This window comes from Mesorhizobium ventifaucium (assembly GCF_935822925.1).
GTDB lineage: Bacteria > Pseudomonadota > Alphaproteobacteria > Rhizobiales > Rhizobiaceae > Mesorhizobium > Mesorhizobium ventifaucium.
This window is the reverse complement of record NZ_CAKXZS010000021.1, coordinates 1-19985: the sequence shown is the minus strand read 5'-3', so window position 1 is coordinate 19985 and position 19985 is coordinate 1. Positions and strand designations below refer to the sequence as shown.

The window sequence follows — 19985 nt, the reverse complement described above, 5'->3', positions numbered from 1 at the left end:
CATGTTCCAAGCGGCCACATTAAACACCGGCTCCGGCGGGGTAGGCGGATTTCGGCGCCGAAGCGATGATGGCCCACCAGGACGAATGGAACTTGCGCAGTTGTAGGATGACCGTATGATCGGACTCCATGCGGGAGCGGCAGCTTCATATCGCGATCGATCAAGGCAGCCTTCGATCCGGCAGACCTGTTCAATCCGACATGTCTCATGCCTGAGCCGGGCGATTTGTAGGGGAAAGCCGCATGAAGCAGCGTTCGTCCATCATCGGCAGCGTGGAGGCGCTTCCACATCGCGTCGCGTCGCATCTGAGCCGCGAGATCGAGGGCGGCGACATCATCCCCGGAGCCCGGCTTCCTACCGAAAGCCAGCTCGCCGACAAGTTCGGCGTCAGCCGCAATGTTGTCAGGGAAGCGATTGCCCAGCTTCGCGCCGACGGCATGATCGAGGCGCGTCAGGGCATAGGCGCATTCGTCATGGCGCCGGAACAGCGGACAGCCATCCGGATCGACCGCGAAGCGCTGAAAGACCAGCGCAACATGGAGCAGCTGTTCGAGCTGCGCAGCATCCTGGAGACCGAATCCGCCACGTTCGCCGCAGCGCGCTGCGCATCCGACGATCTTGACGCCATCAAGGCTGCGCTGGACCGCATGGGTGGCGAGGAGCGCTGGGAGGATGGCAGCATCGAGGCCGATCTGCTTTTCCATCGGGCGATCGCCCGGGCCACCGGCAATAGTTACATCTACACCTTCATTTCGTTCGTCTGCGAGCAGATCCGCCAGTCGATCCACTATGCCCGCCTCACCAACCCGCTCCACGACCTGGTCGAGGTCAACGTCGCCGAGCACGTGCGGATTTACGACGCGCTCGCCGCGCATGATCCGCAGGCCGCCGGCGAAGCGATGCGCCGGCACATCGAGGGCGCCGCAGCGCGCGTGGGCGTCGAACTCACCGCGAAGCTCAATCGGGGCAAATGACCATGTCGCTCGGCCAGACCAAGGCAATCACCGATATCTGCCTGCTTGTAGAGGATATCGACCGCACCATCGACTTCTACACCCAGAAACTCGGCTACCGGATCAGACGCCGCGCCGAGGGCTTTGTCGATTTTCATTCCGAGCGCGTGACGCTCGCCGCATGGCAGCTGGACCACATCAATCGCCACTGCGGCGTCTCGAATGTCCGCTCACCCAAGCAGGCGCACAAGGCATGTGTCGCCATGGAACTCGAAAGCGCCGGCGAGGTCGACCGGCTCTACGCCGAACTGTCGGACAAGGGCGTGCCGTTCGTCGGGCCGCCCGGCGACTATGTCTGGAACGCGCGCTGCGCCTACTTCCACGATCCGGACGGGACGCTGTGGGAACTCTATGCCTGGACCGGCGCGGGACCCGGCGACTATCACGACACGCAAGTCTGATCCGATCGCGACGGCCTCGCAAGAAGGGCCGCGCCGCATGCAAACAGTCCAACAAAGGAGCAAGAGGATGAGTGGGAACACATCGCAGTGGAATCGCAGATCGATCCTGAAGGCCGGCGCCGCCGGCCTGGCGGCTTTCGGGCCGGGACTTCAGCTGTTTGGCGCCAGCGCCTCGGCAGCCGCCAAGCTCGTCGTCCAGTATGACTGGCTGATGTCGAATGGCCAGATCGGCGACGTCGCAGCTGTCGCCAATGGCTATTTCAAAGAGGCCGGGCTTGAAGTCGAGTTCAGCCCCGGCGGTCCGAACGCCGCCACCGTGCCGCCGGTGGTGTCTGGTGCAGCTCAGCTCGGCCAATTCTCCGAATCGCCTCAGCTTTATGCCGCGCGGGCGAACGGCGTTCCGATAAAGATCATCGCCTGCGGCTATCGCACCGGACCCTATGCGCTGACGTCGAAACCGGCGAAGCCGATCCGGTCGGTGGCGGACCTGAAGGGCATGCGGATCGGCACGCAGCCGACCGCGCGCTTCGCCATCGACGCGATGCTCGCCAAGAACAAGATCGACCCTTCCGAGGTCACCATCGTCAATGTCGGGTTCGATAAGGCGCCGCTCGTTCGTGGCGACGTCGATGCGATCGGCGGCTGGATCACCAACACGCAGGCGCTCAGCGTCGTCGGTGATGATCGGATCGATCTGCTGCTGTCGGAGCTCGGCCTGGCGTCCTATGCCAATGTCTATTTCGCGACCGACAGCGCCATCGAATCCGATTCCGAGACCCTGGCAAAATTCATCGGCGCGGTCGCCAAGGGGTGGGGCTGGGTCCACGCCAATCCCGAGCAGGCGGTCGACAAGCTTGTCGCGGCCTATCCCGAGATCGACGCGGGCTGGGAAAAGAAGACGATCCCCCTGGTGTTGAAACTGTCGTTCGACGACAACACGAAAACGGATGGATGGGGGACCTTCGATCCTGCCTCGATCGAGAGCCAGATCGCACTGCTTGACCAGATTGGCCAGTATCCGAACGGCAGGCCGAAGGCCGAGGACGTCCATACGATGAAGGTTCTCGAACTCACTGCGGCTGAACGGCCGAAGCTCGGCGCGCCCGCCGCTTGATGGCCGCGCCGGCCATCGAAACCTCCGGGCTCGACCTCGGCTATACCGGCCGACGCTCGGCCGTGACGGTGATCTCCGGTCTCGACCTGACGGTCGAGGCCGGCACGTTCCTGTCGATCCTCGGGCCTTCGGGCTGCGGAAAGTCGACGTTTCTGCGGGTTGTCGCCGATCTGCTGGCGCCACTCAAAGGCACGATACGCGTGATGGGCGAAACGCCGTCGGCGGTGCGCTCCGGTCGCGGCGTGGGTTTTGTCTTCCAGGACTCGACCCTTTTGCCGTGGCGCACGGCGCGCGAGAATGTGCGGCTGCCGATCCAGGTCGGCCGCCGCAGCCTGTCGCGCATGATAGACGACCGGGCCGACGAGCTGCTCGAACTCGTCGGGCTGTCGGCGCTCAGCAAGCGCCTGCCGCATCAGCTTTCCGGCGGACAGCGCCAAAGGCTGGCGATCGCCCGGGCGCTGCTTGGCGAGCCACGTCTGCTTCTGATGGACGAGCCGTTTGGTGCGCTTGACGAGATCACCCGCGATCGCCTCAACGACGAACTGCTGAGCCTTTGGCGGCGGACCGGAACGACCGTGCTGTTCGTCACGCATTCCATTGCCGAAGCCGTCTATCTCGGGCAGCGGGTGATCGTGCTTGCAGCGCACCCCGGACGGATCGTCGCCGACCACGACCTTCGTCCGCTGAAGGGGCCGGACAACAGATGCTCGCGCGAGGATCCGGCGATCGTCGCGGCAATGGCCAGGATGCGCTCCGCCCTTGGAGCGGCGTCGTGAACCAGGGCGCGCTTTCGCCGTTCGCACAGACTGCGCTGCCGATCCTCGGCGCCGGCTCGCTTATTCTCGCATGGCAATTCCTGCTGCCGCTCGCCGGCGTGCCGGCATACATCGTTCCAACGCCGACCGCGATAGCGGGCGTGTTTTCCCGGAACGGATCGCTTCTCCTGTCGAACCTCTGGCCGACGGCCATTGAGGCGTTTTCCGGCTTCGTGCTCGGCAACCTCGCCGCAGTGCTGCTGGCGGTGGTCTTCGTGCACAGCCGTACACTGCAGGCGGCCTATTTTCCGGTCGTGCTGTTCTTCAATACGATCCCGGTGCTGGCGCTGGCCCCGGTCGTCATCCTCATCTTCGGCCTCGGCATGCTGCCCAAGATCGTGATCGCGGCGGTGATCTGTTTCTTCCCAACGCTCATCAACATGATCCGGGGGCTGGAATCGGCGAGCCCCAGCGAGCACGAGCTGTTCCGCGTGCTGTCGGCGACGCGCTGGGAAATATTCTGGCGCCTGCGCCTGCCGCGTGCGCTGCCAATGCTTTTCGCTTCGCTGCGGATCGCCTCGGCGACCGCGGTGATCGGTGCGATCGTCGGCGAATGGATCGGCTCCGACAAGGGTCTCGGCGCGCTGATCATCCAGGCGACCTTCAACTATCAGTCCGACCGGCTCTACGCCGCTATCGTGCTCTCGTCGCTGTTGTCGATAGGGTTCTTCATGACGGTCGTCGCCGCTGAGCGATGGTCGGTTCGATACCGTTGACCGGCTGGCTCTCAAGGATGGCCGCTTGAGGTTGCGCAGCAGACTTCGCTTCAACGCGCAGGCGAGGATTGGCCTTTCCTGTGTCGGCCTGTACTATGACCAGTGCTTACAGGGGACAGGGGGAGCTCGAGCGTGGGCCTGGGTCGGAATTTCCGCCGTTGGGGGATGCGGGCCTTCATAGCCGTCTTGGTGCTTTCGCCGCATGCGGCGTCGGCCGACACCATTACGCCCGACCGGATCACTGCGGCCCTGTCGAAGCTCGAGGCGCTCGCTGAAGGCGTCGTCGCGGATGGTGGGGTGCCCGGTCTCGCCATCGGGGTCGTCCATGACGACAAGGTTGTCTTCCTCAAGGGGTTCGGGCATCGCGAGGCCGGCAAGCCGGAGGCCGTCGACGCCGACACGGTGTTCCAGATCGCCTCCCTGTCCAAGCCGGTCTCGGCAACGATCGTGGCGGCGCTGGTCAGCGACGAGATTGTTTCCTGGGATGCGAAAATCGACGACCTCGATCCGGCCTTCCGGCTTTCCGAGCCCTATCCGACCAGCGAACTCACGGTTCGCGACCTGTTTTCGCACCGCAGCGGACTTCCGGGCACCGCCGGAGACGACCTCGAGGACATTGGCTACGACCGCGCGGAGATCCTGCGCCGTCTGCGGTTCGTGTCGCCATCATCGAGCTTTCGTGCCGGCTACTCCTACAGCAATTTCGGACTGACCGAGGGTGCCGTCGCGGCTGCGAGGCCGACGGGCAAGCCCTGGGAGGAGATTGCCGAGGAGAAGCTCTATCGTCCGCTTGGAATGACCTCGACCAGCTCCCGTCATGCGGACTTCATCAAGCACGCCAATCGCGCCGCGCTCCACGTCAAGGTCGACGGCGTCTGGGCCGCGAAGGTAAAGCGCAACCCGGATGCGCAGGCGCCCGCAGGCGGCGTCAGCTCCACGGCACGCGATCTCTCGCAATGGGTGCGCCTCGTGCTCGGCAATGGGGTTTTTGCCGGCGAGACACTCATTAAAGCCGACGCGCTGGACCAGACGCATGTTCCGCTGATGGCGCGCGGCAAGAACCCCGTCTCCGGCGGCGAGTCCTTCTACGGCCTCGGCTGGAACATCGAATTCGGCCGGCACGGTCTAAGCTGGGGTCATGCCGGCGCGTTCAGCGTCGGCGCCCGCACCCTGGTGACACTTTTTCCGGAGGAGAAGCTTGGCATCGTCATCGTCGCTAACGCCTTTTCGACAGGCGTGCCGGAAGGGTTGTCCGAGAGCTTCGCTGATCTCGCCTTTGACGGAACGGTCGAGAAGGACTGGATCAAGGCATGGGACGATACCTTTGCGAGCCTGTTCGGCCCGGCAATCGCGGCGGCCAAGGCCACCTATGCCGCGCCGCCGTCTCCGGCAAGGCCGGCCGGGCTGAACAGTGCCTATGCAGGCCGTTACTCCAACGACTTCATCGGCGATGCGGTCGTGTCGAGCGCGGGGGACGCTCTTGTGCTCAAGGTCGGGCCGGCCGGCGCCCGGTCCTATTCATTGAAGCATTTCGACGGCGACCTGTTCCTTACCTTCCCGGACGCCGAGACGCCGGACGTGCCGTCTGGCGTAAGCTTCGTCATCGGTCCCGACGGCAAGGCGTCGGCTATGACGATAGAATTTCTCGACGGCAATCATCTGGGCACGCTGGCGCGCGTGGGTGACTAGGGTCAAGGGTCGTGAGACGGTTGTCCCAGTTATCCCCCTGGAAGAGGCGGTATCAACACTGCCTCGACAGGGCCGACCTTCCATACTTCGGGTCTGCCGGACGCCATAGTCGTCGAAGGAGAGCACTGAGGTGAACGAAGACGCCGCCAGTCCAAGGCCGGGTTTCGGAAATTGCCAGCTATCACGCGCATATCTACTATGACGGGCAGGCCGAGCGGCAGCATGCCGAATGGCTGCGCCTGCGCATCGGCGAACGTTTCCGCGTGCGCCTGGGCAACTGGCGCGATCAGCCGGTCGGCCCGCACGCGCAAGCCATGTACCAGGTCTCGTTCGCGAGCGAGATTTTCGCCACCCTCGTTCCATGGCTGATGCTGAACCTGGCGGACTGAGCATCCTCGTCCACCCGAACACCACCAACCCCAAGCGCGACCATCTGGTCGACCAGATCTGGATCGGGCAAGCGCTAGCGGTGAAGGGCGAGGTGCTTGGCGAGGAGGACGAGGCGGAAGAGGCGCTGGAGGTAAATACTGAGCCGACGCTGGGGGCGTAGGGAGGGGCGCCGTTCGGCATGTGAGGTTCGGCGTCGGAAATCGCGTGTGCCTGCAGTGCAGTTCAGGCGGGCATGACCGGCCGCTTTGCGCCCCATGTCGGCCCTTGAGGCGATCTTTGCGATTGCCGGATAGCAGACGCTGCTGGCGACCACCCTGGACATCTTATTGCGCCAGAAGCAGACATTTCTGATCGTGGGGCAGGCTGCCCGGATGGGTCGCTGCTTCGGCATTGGGAGGAGACTTATGAAGTCCGATCCCTCTCCGCCCCCAGATCGGTATTGATGTACCGACACCAGGTAGTCATACTTACGGGGCAAGTGAGGAGAAAACGAGCCACAATGCGTCTGCTGCCAAATCTGCTCTCCCGTTTTGTAAAAAACGGGCGCCTGACTGTCATATTCGAGGACGGTTTCAGGCAAGCCTTCGGCAGTGGACAGGATGGGCCCGACGTGACGATCCGCCTAACCGACAAAGCGGTCGAACGCGAGATCTTCTTCAATCCGGAACTGAAGGCGGCCGAAGCCTACATGGATGGCCGCTTGGTGATCGAGAACGGTGGCAAAGCACTTGACCTCTTGTCACTCTTTTCCGTCAACCGCACTGGGTTGGCAGCCCACCCTGTTCAGAAGGCGTTGCGGAAAGTCTGGCGTGCGTTGCGCCGGCGCCAGCAGAACAACAAGCTCGGTCTCGCCGCCAAAAACGTTCAGCATCACTACGACATCCCGACGAAATTTTATGAGCTATGGCTCGACGAGACAATGACCTATTCGTGCGCCTATTACACGGCACCGGACAACAGTCTGCAGCAAGCGCAGATGGACAAGCATCGCCACATTGCCGCGAAGCTCAAGCTAGAGCCGGGCATGCATGTGATGGAAATCGGCTCAGGCTGGGGCGCTCTCGCCATCTATCTCGCCAAGTATTGCGATGTGAAGGTCACGGCGATCAACGTTTCGTCGGAGCAATTGGCGGCGTCTCGGCTTCGAGCGATCGAGGCCGGGGTCGCTCATCAGATCGATTTTCGCGAGGTCGACTATCGCGAGGTCAGCGGACAGTTCGATCGTGTTGTCTCGATCGGAATGATGGAGCACGTGGGCGTCGTTCATTTCGACAGCTATTTCACGATCATTGGTAGATTGTTGAAGGAGGGCGGCTTCGCATTGGTTCATGCGATCGGACGCATGTCACCGCCTGGTACGACGGCGCCGTTCATCCGCAAGCATATCTTTCCAGGTGGGTATGTGCCGGCTTTGTCAGAGGTGTTTGCCTCGTTGGAGCGCACGGGGATCTGGTGCGCCGACTGCGAAAATTTGCGGCTGCACTATTACTGGACGATCCACGATTGGCGTCTCGGTTATGAGGCCAGGCGCGAGGAGGCAGTCGCCATGATGGGCGAACGATTCTGCCGTATGTGGGATTTCTATCTGGCGTCGGCCGAACTCGGCTTCCTAAACGGTTCAAATTTTGTCTTCCAGATACTGATCTCGACTCGCCGTGACGATGTCCCGATCATCCGCGATTATATTGTCGAAGAAGAGCGACGCCTACTGAGCTCGATGCAGACGAGTGCGTAGTTTCGCTATCTACACCAGTAGGCCCGGTCCGCTTGTTAGCTCGCCCTGCAGGACTCGGATGACATCATCCCGCCGGTCAATCTTCGTCCGACGGAAGCGCCAGTGCAACCAATAGACAAGTCCGCAGATCAAAGCGGCCGGCCACGAATGACAGCTTTGCGCCGCATGTCAGCCGTTCTTCGACGCTGGCGCGCCGCCATGATCTCCACGTGACCCTTCAAGGATTGTGCGTAGTAGGAAATGCTGGTGCAACCTGCCACGCTGGACACCACAATCATCGCAGCAACCGAACGAAAAAAACATGCATCACGGTTTGCCCACGGGATTGCTCACACGTCCGGATGGGGCAATGTCGCAACTACGCCCGGTCCCAAACAGTCGCGCCAATTTGGTTAAGGTCCTGGATGGGGTTTAGGTTAGACGTTCGTCCTCGGCAAGATTGTCACAATTCGGTCACTCGCCGCCTAATTGCCGACTGTCCGGACACGGCGGCATGCGGACCCTCCGCCTAGGAGGCGTTTTTTCCTGAAGCTTCCGGTCCGCATACGGCCCGGCCATATCCACGCCGAAAGTGGACGAAGCTCCACAGACCGCTGACAGCTTTGTGTTCAAACGAAACGAACGGACCTAGCGTGGTGGAGACATATGAGTGGTGGAGACATATGAGTGGTGGACGCCCCCACCCATACCAATTGGACGGAACTTCGAGTATCTTTCTCCATTGAATTGTCCGACGTCTCGTCGGTCGCTTTTGTGGGGCCAAAGCCGCTCCCATGCGTCGATCGCTATTCCGGAAATACTTTCTGGTTTTGTTCGCGGCGGTCGTTTTTCCGATGGCTGCGAGTGGCATCAGCGACATGTGGTTCAGCTATGTCGACCAGCGTGCGATCCTCAGTGCCCTGCTGCGGTCCGAGGCAACATCGGCGGCTGACAAAATTGAGAGCTTTCTTGACGGCATCAAGATTCCGCTCGGCTCCACGATCCCCGAGGACGTGTCGGCCAATGCCGGCGTGAAACAGCTTCGGCTTCTTTTCCTGCGCGTGATGCACCAGGTCCCGGGAATTCTCAGCATCAGTTTCGTCGACGGCGCCGGCGCGGAACGGCTGCACGTCTCTCGCACGGGCTCGAACAGGACGGAAGGCGGGGCGGACCGCTCGGGCGATCCCGCTGTCGTGGGCGCCAGGACGGCGAAGGTCTGGTACGGCCCAGTCATTTATCGCCAGGGTTCCGAACCGTCGGTAACCATGGCGATGGCGAATTACGACGATACAGTCCTAGAAAACACGATCATCGCCGAAATCAGTCTGAAGCCCATCTGGCTCATCGTTTCCGAAATCCGCGTGGGCCGCAGCGGCCAGGCACTTGTCGTCGACCAGACCGGTCATCTCATCGCTCACCCCGCGATCAGCAAAGTGATGCAGGGCGCCGACGAGAAAGCAGCTTTGGCGCTACGCGGATTGCGGGATGCGATCGCCGCCGCGGGCGGCACTGCGATTGCAAACCGCAACGCTGAGAATGAACGCGTTGTGACCGCTAGCGCGCCCGTTGCCGCGGCCGGGTGGACGGTATTTGTCGAGCAGTCGCAGGCGGAGGCTTTTGCACCCCTATACGCTTCATTGTGGCGGACCGGCGGGTTGTTCCTCGCCGCCACAGTCCTTGCGGCGGTACTCGCCTATTGGCTTGCCAGACGGATGAGCGGACCCATCCGATTGCTGGAAGAAGGCGCCCTCAAGATCGGTGCCGGGCAATTCGATCATCGGATCAACATTGTCACTGGAGACGAACTCGAGCGGCTGGCTGCGCGGTTCAACGAAATGGCGGAGGAACTCGCCATATCGCGGGACCGCGCTGAGCGAATGACGCGTTTGAAGCGCTTCCTGGCACCCCAGGTGGCGGAGCTCGTAGAAAAGGCCGGCGACGAGAGAATACTCGCCGGGCAGCGCGCGGAAGTGGTCGCTGTTTTTTGCGATTTGCGTGGCTTCACCGCATTTTCGGCGCACGCTGCGCCTGAGGACATCATGCAGCTCTTACGTGAGTACTACGCGGCGCTCGGCGCGATCATCACCCGGTATGAGGTGACGCTGACCAGTTTTTCGGCGGATGGATTGATGATTCTCGTCAACGCCCCGGTTCCATGTGAAGAGCCGGCGCTTCATGCCCTAAAAATGGCTGTCGACATGCAGGAAGCAGTTCAAGGACTCATATCTGGGTGGCGGCAGCGTGGCTATCAGATTGGCTTCGGCATGGGGCTTGCGATGGGGTGGGCAACGGTGGGTCGCATTGGTTACGAAGCCCGCGTTGACTACACCGCGATCGGCAATGTCGTTAACCTAGCGTCGCGGCTGTGTTCGTCCGCTGAGGATCGACAAATCCTCATCGATTATTCCGTAGCGCGCCATCTGCATGACAAAATACCGATCGTCGACCTCGGCACTCGCCAACTCAAGGGCCTCGACGGGCTCATTCGCGTCTTTAATGTCGAGACGAAAGACAGACCGGATTTGGCTCCCAATCCGAATGGTGTGCCGCGCAAGGCTAGGCTCTAAGCTTGATGTCCGCTTCCCTGCCTTTGGCAAACACGAGCTGCCAGTCTGGTTTCGGCCCCATCAACGACGTTCGAGACCTTGATGCTAGGCGAGGGTGGAGGCAGGTCCCCATCACCCCCCAGCCAACCGCGGCAGCAGGAAAATCTCCGCCCCCTGCGGCAGCTCCTTCGACCACGTATCCCGATAAATCGTCCCGTCAATGGCCACCGCGATGCCCTTCTCGATCAAGGGCTCGAAGCCGGGATACTGCTCAGCGAGCTTCCTGAACAGCTCCCGAATATCCTTCGCCTCGATCTCGACCTTGCTCTTGCCTCCGGCGATTGCGCCGAGCGATCCCCAGAGCGTTACTTCGACCATCGGCCTCCCCGTTCCGCCTCGATCGCCGCGAGAATCCGCGGCGGCGACATCGGGATATGCGTCATCCGCACGCCCGCGGCGTTCGACACCGCATTGGCGATCGCCGCCAGCGGCGGCACGATCGAGGTCTCGCCGACGCCACGCACCCCATAAGGATGGTTGGGATTGGGGATCTCCAGGATCTGTGTGTCGATCATCGGCAGGTCGGAGCAGACCGGGATGCGGTAGTCGAGGAAGCCGGGGTTCTGCAGCCGCCCGTCCTTGCCGTAGACGTACTCTTCGTTGAGCGCCCAGCCGATGCCTTGCGCAGCACCCCCCTGGTACTGCCCCTCGACATAGGTCGGGTGCACCGCCTTGCCGGCATCTTGCACGACTGTGTAGCGCAGGACCCGGGTCGCGCCCGTCTCCGGATCGACCTCGATATCGCAGATATGGGTGGCGAAGGAGACGCCGGCGCCATCGGCTACGAGCTCGCTGTGGCCGGCGATCGGTCCGCCCGTCTTGCCTGACGCGGCCGCGATCTCCCTTAGGGACAGCGCCGCAAGGTTGCCGTACTTCTCGCCTTTGGCGATGGCGTGGCCTTTTTCCCAGACTACGTCGTCGATGGGAATGTCCCACATCTGGGCGGCGCGTTCGCGCAGGATCTTGATGGCGTTGCGGGCGGCCGAGATCGTTGCCATCGAGGAGGAGAAGGTGCCGCGGCTGCCGTCCGTCATGTCGTTGTAGCCGAGGCTGGAGGTGTCGGCCACCACCGCCTTGACCTGCTCATAGGCGATGCCGAGCTCCTCCGCCGCCACCAGCGACAGCGACGCGCGGGAACCACCCACATCGACCGTACCGACGGCAAGCGAGACCGAGCCGTCCATGCCGATGTTGAGGTCGGTGCAGGTCTGGCCGCCGAAGTTGAACCAGAAGCCGCAAGCCATGCCGCGGCCCTGGTTCTTGCCCAGCGGCGCCTTCATGTGCGGATGGTTCTTCGCCGCTTCCAGCGTCGGGCCGATGCCGATCGGGCCGTATACCGGGCCGTAGGACGATCTGGTGCCTTCCTGGGCGGCGTTCCTGATCCGGAACTCGACCGGATCCATGCCGATCTCCTTGGCCAGCTCGTCGATCGCGCTTTCCACCGCAAACGCCGCCATCGGCGCCGACGGCGCGCGATAGGCCGCCGTCTTCGGCCGGTTGACCAGAACTTCGTAGCCAACCGTCCTGACGTTCTCGAGCCGATAGCAGGCGAACGCCGTCATGGCGCCGATCTCAGCCCACATGCCGGCATAAGGGCCGCAGGAATAGCGCAGCGTCGCCTCGGCCGCGGTGATCGTGCCGTCCTTGCGGGCGCCGATTCTGACGTCGATCGAGGTGGCGCTGGTCGGGCCGGAGGCGCGAAACACCTCGTCGCGCGTCATCACCAGCTTCACCGGCCGTCCGGCCTTGCGCGACAGCGCCAGCGCCACCGGCTCGGCCCAGACATGCGTCTTGCCGCCGAAACCGCCGCCGATCTCCGACGAGGTGACGCGCAGCTTCGAGGCTTCCATGCCAAGCAGTTGGGCGCAATGCTGGCGATAGACGAAATGGCCTTGCGTGCAGACCCAGAGGTCGGCGGTGCCGTCGGAGCTGACATTGGCCACGCAGGCATGCGGCTCGATATAGCCCTGGTGCGTCTGCTCGGTCTTGAAGGAGCGTTCGACGACGAAGTCGGCCCGGCCGAAACCTTCATGGATGTCGCCATGGCCAAACTGGGTGCGTTTGGTGACGTTGGACGGCTTGGCGGGCTTTTCCTCGAGGCCCTCGGTAAAGATGGCGTCGTTGAGCAGCGGTGCCGTGTGCTTCATCGCCTCGTCGACATCGGTCACGTGCGGCAGCACCTCATAGTCGACCTCGATCAGCTTCAGCGCCTGCCTCGCCGTCCGAGCATCGACCGCTGCGACTGCGGCCACGGCATGACCGTCATAGAGCGCCTTCTCGCGCGCCATGCAGTTATCGAGGATGTCGTACATGGCAGCATCGCCGTCGGTGAGGTCGGGCAGGTCGGCCGCGGTGATCACCGCCTTCACGCCGGCGAGCTTCTCCGCCTTCGAGGTGTCGATTCTCCTGATCGTGGCGTGCGCGTGCGGGCTTCTCAGAACACGCCCGACCAGTTGGCCGGCCATATTGAAGTCCGCGCCATAGCGCGCGCGGCCCGTGACCTTGTCGACGCCGTCGGGGCGGAGGGGACGCGTGCCGACGGAGGTGAAATTGCGTCCGGAATAGCGCGGATCGAAGTTCATCGTCATGCTCCCTTCATCACACTTGCCGCGTCCTGGACGGCGCGCACGATCTTGTCATAGCCGGTACAGCGGCAGAGGTTCCCAGCGAGGCCGAAGCGGATTTCCTCCTCGGTCGGGTCGGGGTTCTTGGCCAACAGGTCCTTGGCCGCGATCAGGAAGCCCGGCGTGCAGACGCCGCATTGCAGCGCTGCGTGCTCGAGGAACTTCTGCTGCAGCGGATGCAGCCTGTCGCCATGCGCCATGCCCTCGATGGTTTCGACGCGCCGGCCTTCGGCCTCCGCGCCAAGCACCAGGCATGAGCACACCAGCCGGTCGTCGAGGATGATGCTGCAGGCGCCGCAGTCGCCGGTGCCGCAGCCTTCCTTGGCGCCGGTCAGCCCGAGGCGGTCGCGCAGCACGTCGAGCAGCGTCTCGTCCGGCTGGCAAAGGTACTCGACATTGTCGCCGTTGATTGTCGTTGAAACTGCTACACCAGCCATCATTTGCCTCCTGCTCGCGCATAGGCGGTCGTGGCGGCCCGCCTGGCCAGCACACCCGCAACTTTTCTTCTGAATTCGACGGTGCCCCGCTTGTCGTCGATGGGGCGGCAGGCCCCCGAGCAGACCTTGGCGAGCCGCTCAAGTGCTGCTTCGTCCAGTTTCCTGCCGATCAGGGCCTCGGCCGCCTCTTCCACCAGCAGCACCGTCGGCGCCACGGCGCCTAGTGCCACGCGGGCCGATTTGACGACACCTTGTTCATCGAGCGTCAGGTTCACCCCGGCGCTGACCACGGCGATGTCCATCTCCGTGCGTGGAATGAAACGCAGATAGGCATCGCCGGAGCGCGGCGCGCGCCTGTCGAGCAGGATCGCCTCGATGATCTCGCCCTTGGCGAGCGACGTCTTGCCCGGCCCGGTCGGCACTGCCTCTACCGCGGCGGTGCGCCTGCCTCCTGGCCCGGCTATCAATGCCATGGCGCCGGCGGCTACCAGCGCCGGCACGCTGTCGGCTGCCGGCGAGGCGTTGCAAAGATTGCCGACGATGGTGCAGCGTCCCTGTACCTGCTTGGAGCCGATCAGCTTGGCCGCTTCGACCACGCCCGGCCATTCCCTCTTCAAGGCCGCGCTCTCTCCCATCAGGGCGCAGGAGACCGCAGCACCGATGATGAAGCCCTCCGCCGTTTCCCTGATTTCGCCCAGTCCGTCGATCGCCTTGATGTCGACGATCAGGTCGGGCTCGATAAAGCCGCCTTTCATTCTCACCAGGAGGTCGCTGCCTCCGGCGAGAATGGCGGCGGTGCCAGGCGAACTGGCCAACTGGCCGACGGCATCTTCCATTGAAAGCGGACGTATGTAGCGCATCGTCTCCCCTTGATCATCGCAATTCTGTCGGCCTGTTATAGAGCCTTGGATCGGAATGGTCATCCGGTTCTGCATGAGCAGCGATTGGGCCAGGCGCCGCAAGACAAATGGCAACATTCCACCGCCATATCGGCCAGCGGCGGCAGCCAGCTGCTGAGTCTGAGTCCTGGAGCGGCGGGGCGGCGGGCCTTTTGCCGGCGCGTTCTCAATTCAGGGCGCCGGGTTGAACTGGAGCAATTTGAAACAATCGCCGCTTCCCGACTTCAACCGCGTCAGGAAGCGTTTCGACCGATCGATCCATTCCTGGTGCGACCTGGCATCGGCCTCGATCTCGTCGACCGGTCCAAGCTTGACGAAGCTGCGCCCCTTGCTGAAAAGCCAGCACGCACGGCCGAGAAGTCTTCTGCTGCGCTGGCGCAAGAGGTCAGCATCATAAAGGATGTCGAGCACCTCCTGCTTGATCTTTGCCTCCTTTTCAGGATTTGCGATCGCAACCGCGATCGGCTCGCCGCCGATCGCATCCTGCAGGTCTTTGTAGTCGAGGGCGAGCTGAGTGGTGGCATATTGGATCTCGCTCTCATCCCGGACGATGTTGAACCACAGCGCGGGATCGAGTTCGTTGACGACGAACGATGCTTCGAAATCGCGCGATAGGTTCAGGATCTCGAACCCTTGAACCTCAACATCGCGCTCAACCAAAAGGATCTCCGCGACCTGCTTGCCGAGTTCCGCCCCGTGCGCGCTGATCGCGTCATTCGTTCCACCGAGTTCCGGGCTTATATAGGGCCCGCCATCATCCAGCAGCGCATCGAATTCGCCAAGGTATTCGACGACGGCGGCGCCGCGAGCAATGCGCGCGGCCAGTTTGGCGAGAACCAGCTGGAGCTCCGTTTCGCGTTTGCGCTGGTCCTGATAATTCTGCTGAAAAAAGAAGATGAACAGGGAAACGCCAATTCCGATCAGGATCACCCCAAGCTGAGAAAAGATGTTTCGATAGTATTCCAGCAGCTTTTCACGATGGCGCATGTCGTGGCGCACGCTGTGTGCCACACGAACATTGACGATCAGCGAAAGGATCAGCAGCCCGGCACCGACCAGGATGAGGCCGCCGATGAGGAAATAGCCTTGCCCTGAACTGAAATCCATTCTTTCCTTTGCCGCGTCCCTGAAGCCCCAGACCGCGCAGCCTAATACCATTCCGTTTCAACGCCTACGGGCGATCCGAAGCGCGTGCTCGCCTAATACTTTAGTTGTAATCTCTCGCGTCTTTGATATCGTCACGGAGGGAGGAATTCAGATGGCAGTGGAGTGCATATCCGCGCCCCAAATGGGCGTCTTTTCAACCATTGAACTGGATCTCTTGAGGGATGTGGTTCGGGAAACTTTGCGGTCCGGCGAGGCGGAACTCGACAACGAGGACGCCGAAATGATCGCGCGCGTGGTCATCGCAACCTACAAGGACGGCGCCTCGGGTCGCGAGGAATTGCTTCAAGCCGCCCGGATTGCCGCCAGGCGCTGCGCCCTCGACCATTTTTACGATCGAGCAGTCGGCCTGTTCGCATAGGATTGCGCGTCTGACGCAATTCAGGGCGGAGCTGCTCGTTCGACATTTCGTTTCGCACGTCGATCTAGTCGAACGGCGGTTTGCGACGGGCGCGGCAGCCGCAAGAGCCGTCGATGCAACTGCTCAAAGCCCACTTCGTTCTAGAGCAGAGCGGGGTGCGTTCGAATTGAATTGGGAATCCCGCGCAATCTATTTGGTTTCATCCGCATTCCTGCGACGCCAGGCGATCCGACCTGGATGCAAATGCTCCCATCTGCAACTGTAGTACTACGCAGAAATGCCCAGCCTGAACTTGTCCGTATCTTTCATCCTGCCTTGCCTCGCGGCCAGGTGGTTCGTCAGCAGATTTTCTTCGATGGGCTGTGACATGAAAAATCCTTGAGCGCTGTGACAACGCTCGGCGATCAGGAAATCAAGCTGCGCTTCATTTTCCACCCCCTCTGCCAGAACGGTCAAGCCGAGGGAATTGGCCAGCGCTATAATGCCGCTAACAATGTTCTGTTTTTTCTTCGACCCTTCCAGACCGCTCAAGAACGATCGGTCGATCTTCAGCCGATCGAGGTTGAAATCGGCAAGGTAGCCGAAACTTGAATAGCCGGATCCAAAATCGTCGAGTGCCAGACCGACGCCGATATTTCGAATTTCCGTCAGCATGTTCAAGGCGCTTCGGCTGTTCTGGATAAGCACCCCTTCCGTTATTTCCAGTTGCAGGCGGGAGGGCGGCAATCCTGTTTGTTGCAGCACCAGAACAAGGTGCGCGAAGTACGCATCGTTCTGAAGGCTTTTGCCCGAAAGATTGACCGAGCAAACGAAATCATCGGCAGAAACAGGCGCCCATCGAGCTGCCTGCAGGCAAGCCTTGCTCAGCACAACCTTGTCGACTTCCAGTATCAGGTCGCTTCGTTCGGCAACTGGAATAAATGACATCGGCAGACGAATCGCGCCCGAAGCGGGGTCGCGCCAGCGCACGAGCGCCTCGGCGCCGATCATGCGGCCGGTTGCCAGCTCGAACTGCGGTTGCCAAACCAGAAAGAACTCGTCGCAGTTAAGCGCACGCTTGATCCCAGCTTCTTCGCCGAGCTGCATATCGAACTGATTGAGGATTGCAGGCGAGAACGTCACGAAGCCAGAGCGTCCTTCCGCTTTGGCGACATAAAGAGCGCTATCTGCGTTGCGCAACAGCGTGGAAATATCCGAACCATGTTCGGGGAAACATGCCATGCCGATACTGGCTCCCATACGCACGTGGTGCCCCGCGAGTTCGGCAAACCGGTTCAATTGCTCGCGAAGCCGATTTCCGAGAGCATCGGCTGCCGCGCGCCGGTCCCCGATCGCCATGACGGCAAACTCGTCGCCGCCCAGACGGATGGCGACCACTTCGTCCGGCCGTTCGACCGACTGCAGGATTTCGGCGACGGCTTTCAGCAGCATCACCGACGTGATGACCGAACGTATCGTTCACGCTCTTGAAATGATCCAAATCTATCAGGAAAAGTCGGAGTTGCTTGCCGGCCAGCCTTGCCCGGTCCAGCATCACATCCCTGTTGGCTGACATCCAGGCACGGTTCTTCAATTCCGTCGTCGCGTCGCGCTAGGCCAGAAACTCCAGTTTCCTTATCGTTTCCCGACGGCCGATAAGCAATACCGCAGTTCCGATCGCCAGCAGCGACAAGACCGCCAGTGCGAATGCAATCTGGTAATTGAATCTCTTCAGGCTTTTTTCCGCCGAATAGAGATCCACGTTGATCTCATCTCCATATTTTTAATATTCGTCGTTCATCCTCGCTACGAGATACTCGAGTTCCAGCCCCATTTCCTTCAATAGATTTTCGTCGAGGGGCGGCCCGGCCGCAATCATGGCATCAAGCCGCGTCACCGCGTCAACGACACGCGGAACGATACCTGCGTAGGCGGGAATCTCGCTCGCTGTCCCGGTGCCGTCGATCCGCTTGAAACGGATGTAGACCAGGTCGTTCGCCGCCGATAACTGCTCAAGGCTGTCTGCAGAGCCGGGGGCGGCCTGGGCGAGCGAGGTCATGTCCCTGAGGTGGGTCACATCGCGTATTGCAATGTGGAACTCGCGGATGGCGAAAAAGCCGAACCGCGGCAACGAATATTCGATCTTGCTGAGGCTGAGAAACAATACGGTGATCAGGACCGTAGAACTGGCTGCTGCAGCCGCAATGGCGGTCCCGTAGGTGACGGGAACGCGCCAGCCTCTCGATCCAAAGCGTGCCATTCGAGCCACGCCGGAGCTCGATCAGTCGCCAGGCTCGAGCGTCTTGATCAGCCAGACCCACCGTGGTTTGTGGATCGGCGTATCGAAGGCCGGGTGGTCGTTGAGCGGATAGACCAGCCGGGTCGGACCTTGCGTGCGCCGGGTCAGCAATTTTCCGTTCTGGCGGGTGGCAAGCAGGAGAGGACCTTCCGTCCAATCTTCGCGCGGAATTATCTGCACATATTCGTCCACCGCCCGCAGAACAACGGAATCCTCGCCTTCCAATCCAACGAGCTTGAGCACATCGCGGAACAGGACGCCCTCAAATGTAAGCTGCCCCTTTTCAAATGGACTTGGGGTGGTGACCCGGTAGAGACCAAGCTTTTCCAGCTGTCGCAACGTGACTGGGACCGACTTGCCGTTGTTTTTAACATTGAAGGCCACAGTGTCTGGCGATTCCGGGAGGTCAGCGGGCTCCAACGCCCTGGCCGGCAGGACGCCAAGCGCCAAGACTGCCACCATGATCAGACTGCGCCTAAGCGATGAAAATCCCGTGTTGAGCAAGGATGACATGCGCAATCCTTTTCTTCTCGATGGGCCAGCCGTCGCCTCACCTTCATTCGGGCAGGCGGGGTTAACATTGCCAAGAATGTCTAATTTTTCCGTTAGCTCTTGTTCGGCCGACGAACGGGGAGAGACGCGCAACGGTTTTTGTCGCGGCGGCTTCTGCCTTGTCTCCCAGAGGCGACCGGGCCGGAGAGGTGGTCTTCGAAGAGCGCGGCTCCCCCTCTCTCAATGGCGATTGGCGAATCTCCCCCGCAAGGGGGGAGATCGGCAGCTTCAACGCCCCGTTCTCCGCCACAACATCCATTGGCATGAAACGGGTGGTTTGCACGCGCTGTCTCACCCATCTGATGGCACAAGCGTTTGAAGCCAGAGGAGGCAAGGCCATGACCATTCATTCGATAGGTTCGAAGGCAGCGGTCCGATCGGCGGAAGCGCGCGTCGCCGGATATGATTGGCAGGCACTGGCCGAGGAGATGAGCGGCTATGGCTGCGCCGTGATGGAAAAGCTGCTGACACCGCAAGAATGCCGGGAGATCGCCGGACTCTATCCTGACGAAAGCCATTTCCGCAGCCATGTCCACATGGCGCGGCACGGCTTCGGCAAGGGCGAGTACCGCTATTTCCGCTATCCCTTGCCCGAGCTGATTGGCGGCTTGCGCACCGCGCTCTATCAGCGCCTCGCCGCCGTCGCCAACGACTGGAACCAGCGCATGGACATCGCGCAGCGCTACCCGGACGAACACGCCGCGTTCCTCAAGCAATGCCACGACCAGGGCCAGACGCGGCCGACGCCGCTCCTGCTGCAATACGGGCCCGGCGACTTCAACTGCTTGCATCAGGATCTCTACGGCGATCTTGCCTTCCCGCTGCAGGTGGCAATCCTGCTGTCCGAACCCGATAAGGATTTCACCGGCGGCGAGTTCGTGCTGACCGAACAGCGCCCGCGCATGCAGAGCCGCGCCGAGGTGGTGCCGCTGCGTCAGGGCGACGCCGTCGCCTTCGCGGTCCACAGTCGTCCGGTGCAGGGCAGCAAAGGCAGCTACCGCGTCAATCTCAGGCACGGCGTCAGCCGGCTTCGCTCCGGCCTGCGCCACACCGTCGGCATCATTTTTCACGACGCGAAGTGAAGGTGTTCCCTGCGTGGAGGCGACGAGCAACTTCGTGCCAAGGGGGGCAGTTGTCGGAGTCGGCGCCGCCCCCTCATCGCCCTGCCGGACACTTCTCCCCGTATAGAGACCTATCGGATTCACACATCAT

19 protein-coding genes and 2 pseudogenes are annotated in these 19985 nt (G+C 61.8%); 11 read left to right on the top strand and 10 right to left on the bottom strand.

The genetic code is table 11. From position 1 onward, the window contains the following. The first annotated feature begins 242 nt into the window (after positions 1-242). The 9 genes and pseudogenes from NMG70_RS17170 to NMG70_RS17130 all read left to right on the top strand — a co-directional run bounded on the left by NMG70_RS17170 (position 243) and on the right by NMG70_RS17130 (position 10419). Positions 243-974, top strand: coding sequence for a FadR/GntR family transcriptional regulator (locus NMG70_RS17170; protein WP_254025642.1), 732 nt, complete (start codon positions 243-245; stop codon positions 972-974). A 2-nt stretch (positions 975-976) separates the two neighbouring features. Then, positions 977-1414 carry a VOC family protein gene (locus NMG70_RS17165; protein ID WP_023799114.1) on the top strand — a complete coding sequence of 146 codons (438 nt, stop codon included), beginning with the start codon at positions 977-979 and terminating at the stop codon, positions 1412-1414. Positions 1415-1481: 67 nt separating this feature from the next. Next, positions 1482-2528, top strand: coding sequence for an ABC transporter substrate-binding protein (locus tag NMG70_RS17160; protein ID WP_254025641.1), 1047 nt, complete (start codon positions 1482-1484; stop codon positions 2526-2528). Then, positions 2528-3304: an ABC transporter ATP-binding protein gene (locus NMG70_RS17155; RefSeq protein WP_436798409.1), complete on the top strand. Its 777-nt coding sequence runs from the start codon at positions 2528-2530 to the stop codon at positions 3302-3304. The genes NMG70_RS17160 and NMG70_RS17155 overlap by 1 nt, the downstream gene beginning before the upstream one ends. Further along, positions 3301-4059 (top strand): ABC transporter permease, encoded by a 759-nt coding sequence (locus NMG70_RS17150; protein ID WP_254017278.1) that lies wholly within the window; start codon positions 3301-3303, stop codon positions 4057-4059. Before NMG70_RS17155 ends, NMG70_RS17150 begins: the two co-directional genes overlap by 4 nt. A gap of 132 nt (positions 4060-4191) precedes the next feature. After that, positions 4192-5748 (top strand): serine hydrolase, encoded by a 1557-nt coding sequence (locus NMG70_RS17145; protein WP_436798408.1) that lies wholly within the window; start codon positions 4192-4194, stop codon positions 5746-5748. A gap of 130 nt (positions 5749-5878) precedes the next feature. After that, positions 5879-6298: pseudogene (locus NMG70_RS17140) on the top strand (DOPA 4,5-dioxygenase family protein). 339 nt (positions 6299-6637) lie between these two features. Next, positions 6638-7873 carry an SAM-dependent methyltransferase gene (locus NMG70_RS17135; protein ID WP_254025639.1) on the top strand — a complete coding sequence of 412 codons (1236 nt, stop codon included), beginning with the start codon at positions 6638-6640 and terminating at the stop codon, positions 7871-7873. A 773-nt stretch (positions 7874-8646) separates the two neighbouring features. Then, positions 8647-10419: an adenylate/guanylate cyclase domain-containing protein gene (locus tag NMG70_RS17130; RefSeq protein WP_254025638.1), complete on the top strand. Its 1773-nt coding sequence runs from the start codon at positions 8647-8649 to the stop codon at positions 10417-10419. A gap of 111 nt (positions 10420-10530) precedes the next feature. Here NMG70_RS17130 and NMG70_RS17125 read toward each other — a convergent pair whose 3' ends face one another. The 5 genes from NMG70_RS17125 to NMG70_RS17105 form a co-directional block, all read right to left on the bottom strand. Continuing rightward, entirely contained in the window at positions 10531-10776 is a 246-nt protein-coding gene (locus NMG70_RS17125) for a MoaD/ThiS family protein (protein ID WP_254025637.1), read from the bottom strand. Continuing rightward, positions 10764-13040, bottom strand: coding sequence for a xanthine dehydrogenase family protein molybdopterin-binding subunit (locus NMG70_RS17120; RefSeq protein ID WP_254025636.1), 2277 nt, complete (start codon positions 13038-13040; stop codon positions 10764-10766). The genes NMG70_RS17125 and NMG70_RS17120 overlap by 13 nt, the downstream gene beginning before the upstream one ends. A gap of 2 nt (positions 13041-13042) precedes the next feature. After that, a complete protein-coding gene (locus NMG70_RS17115; protein ID WP_254017289.1) occupies positions 13043-13519 on the bottom strand; it encodes a (2Fe-2S)-binding protein in 477 nt (158 codons plus the stop codon). Then, positions 13519-14379, bottom strand: a complete 861-nt coding sequence (locus NMG70_RS17110; RefSeq protein ID WP_254025635.1) for an FAD binding domain-containing protein — start codon at positions 14377-14379, stop codon at positions 13519-13521. The genes NMG70_RS17115 and NMG70_RS17110 overlap by 1 nt, the downstream gene beginning before the upstream one ends. 210 nt (positions 14380-14589) lie before the next feature. Continuing rightward, complete coding sequence (locus NMG70_RS17105) at positions 14590-15525, bottom strand: hypothetical protein (RefSeq protein ID WP_254025634.1); 936 nt, start codon at positions 15523-15525, stop codon at positions 14590-14592. 151 nt (positions 15526-15676) lie between these two features. Between NMG70_RS17105 and NMG70_RS17100 the strand changes: the two genes are divergently transcribed. Next, complete coding sequence (locus NMG70_RS17100; RefSeq protein ID WP_254025633.1) at positions 15677-15943, top strand: hypothetical protein; 267 nt, start codon at positions 15677-15679, stop codon at positions 15941-15943. A gap of 267 nt (positions 15944-16210) precedes the next feature. Here the strand turns inward: NMG70_RS17100 and NMG70_RS17095 are convergent, their stop codons facing one another. The 5 genes and pseudogenes from NMG70_RS17095 to NMG70_RS17080 all read right to left on the bottom strand — a co-directional run bounded on the left by NMG70_RS17095 (position 16211) and on the right by NMG70_RS17080 (position 18866). Continuing rightward, positions 16211-17029: a putative bifunctional diguanylate cyclase/phosphodiesterase gene (locus NMG70_RS17095; RefSeq protein WP_367185548.1), complete on the bottom strand. Its 819-nt coding sequence runs from the start codon at positions 17027-17029 to the stop codon at positions 16211-16213. Positions 17030-17122: 93 nt separating this feature from the next. Then, positions 17123-17477: pseudogene (locus NMG70_RS32985) on the bottom strand (GGDEF domain-containing protein); the annotation flags it as partial. A gap of 57 nt (positions 17478-17534) precedes the next feature. After that, positions 17535-17684 (bottom strand): hypothetical protein, encoded by a 150-nt coding sequence (locus tag NMG70_RS17090; protein WP_254025632.1) that lies wholly within the window; start codon positions 17682-17684, stop codon positions 17535-17537. Between the two features lie 21 nt (positions 17685-17705). Next, positions 17706-18182, bottom strand: a complete 477-nt coding sequence (locus tag NMG70_RS17085) for a hypothetical protein (protein WP_254025631.1) — start codon at positions 18180-18182, stop codon at positions 17706-17708. Between the two features lie 21 nt (positions 18183-18203). After that, complete coding sequence (locus NMG70_RS17080) at positions 18204-18866, bottom strand: putative pterin-binding protein (RefSeq protein WP_254025630.1); 663 nt, start codon at positions 18864-18866, stop codon at positions 18204-18206. Between the two features lie 245 nt (positions 18867-19111). Here NMG70_RS17080 and NMG70_RS17075 point away from each other — a divergent pair, with 245 nt between their 5' ends. Then, positions 19112-19855, top strand: coding sequence for a 2OG-Fe(II) oxygenase (locus NMG70_RS17075; protein WP_254025629.1), 744 nt, complete (start codon positions 19112-19114; stop codon positions 19853-19855). The last annotated feature ends 130 nt before the right edge of the window (positions 19856-19985 follow it).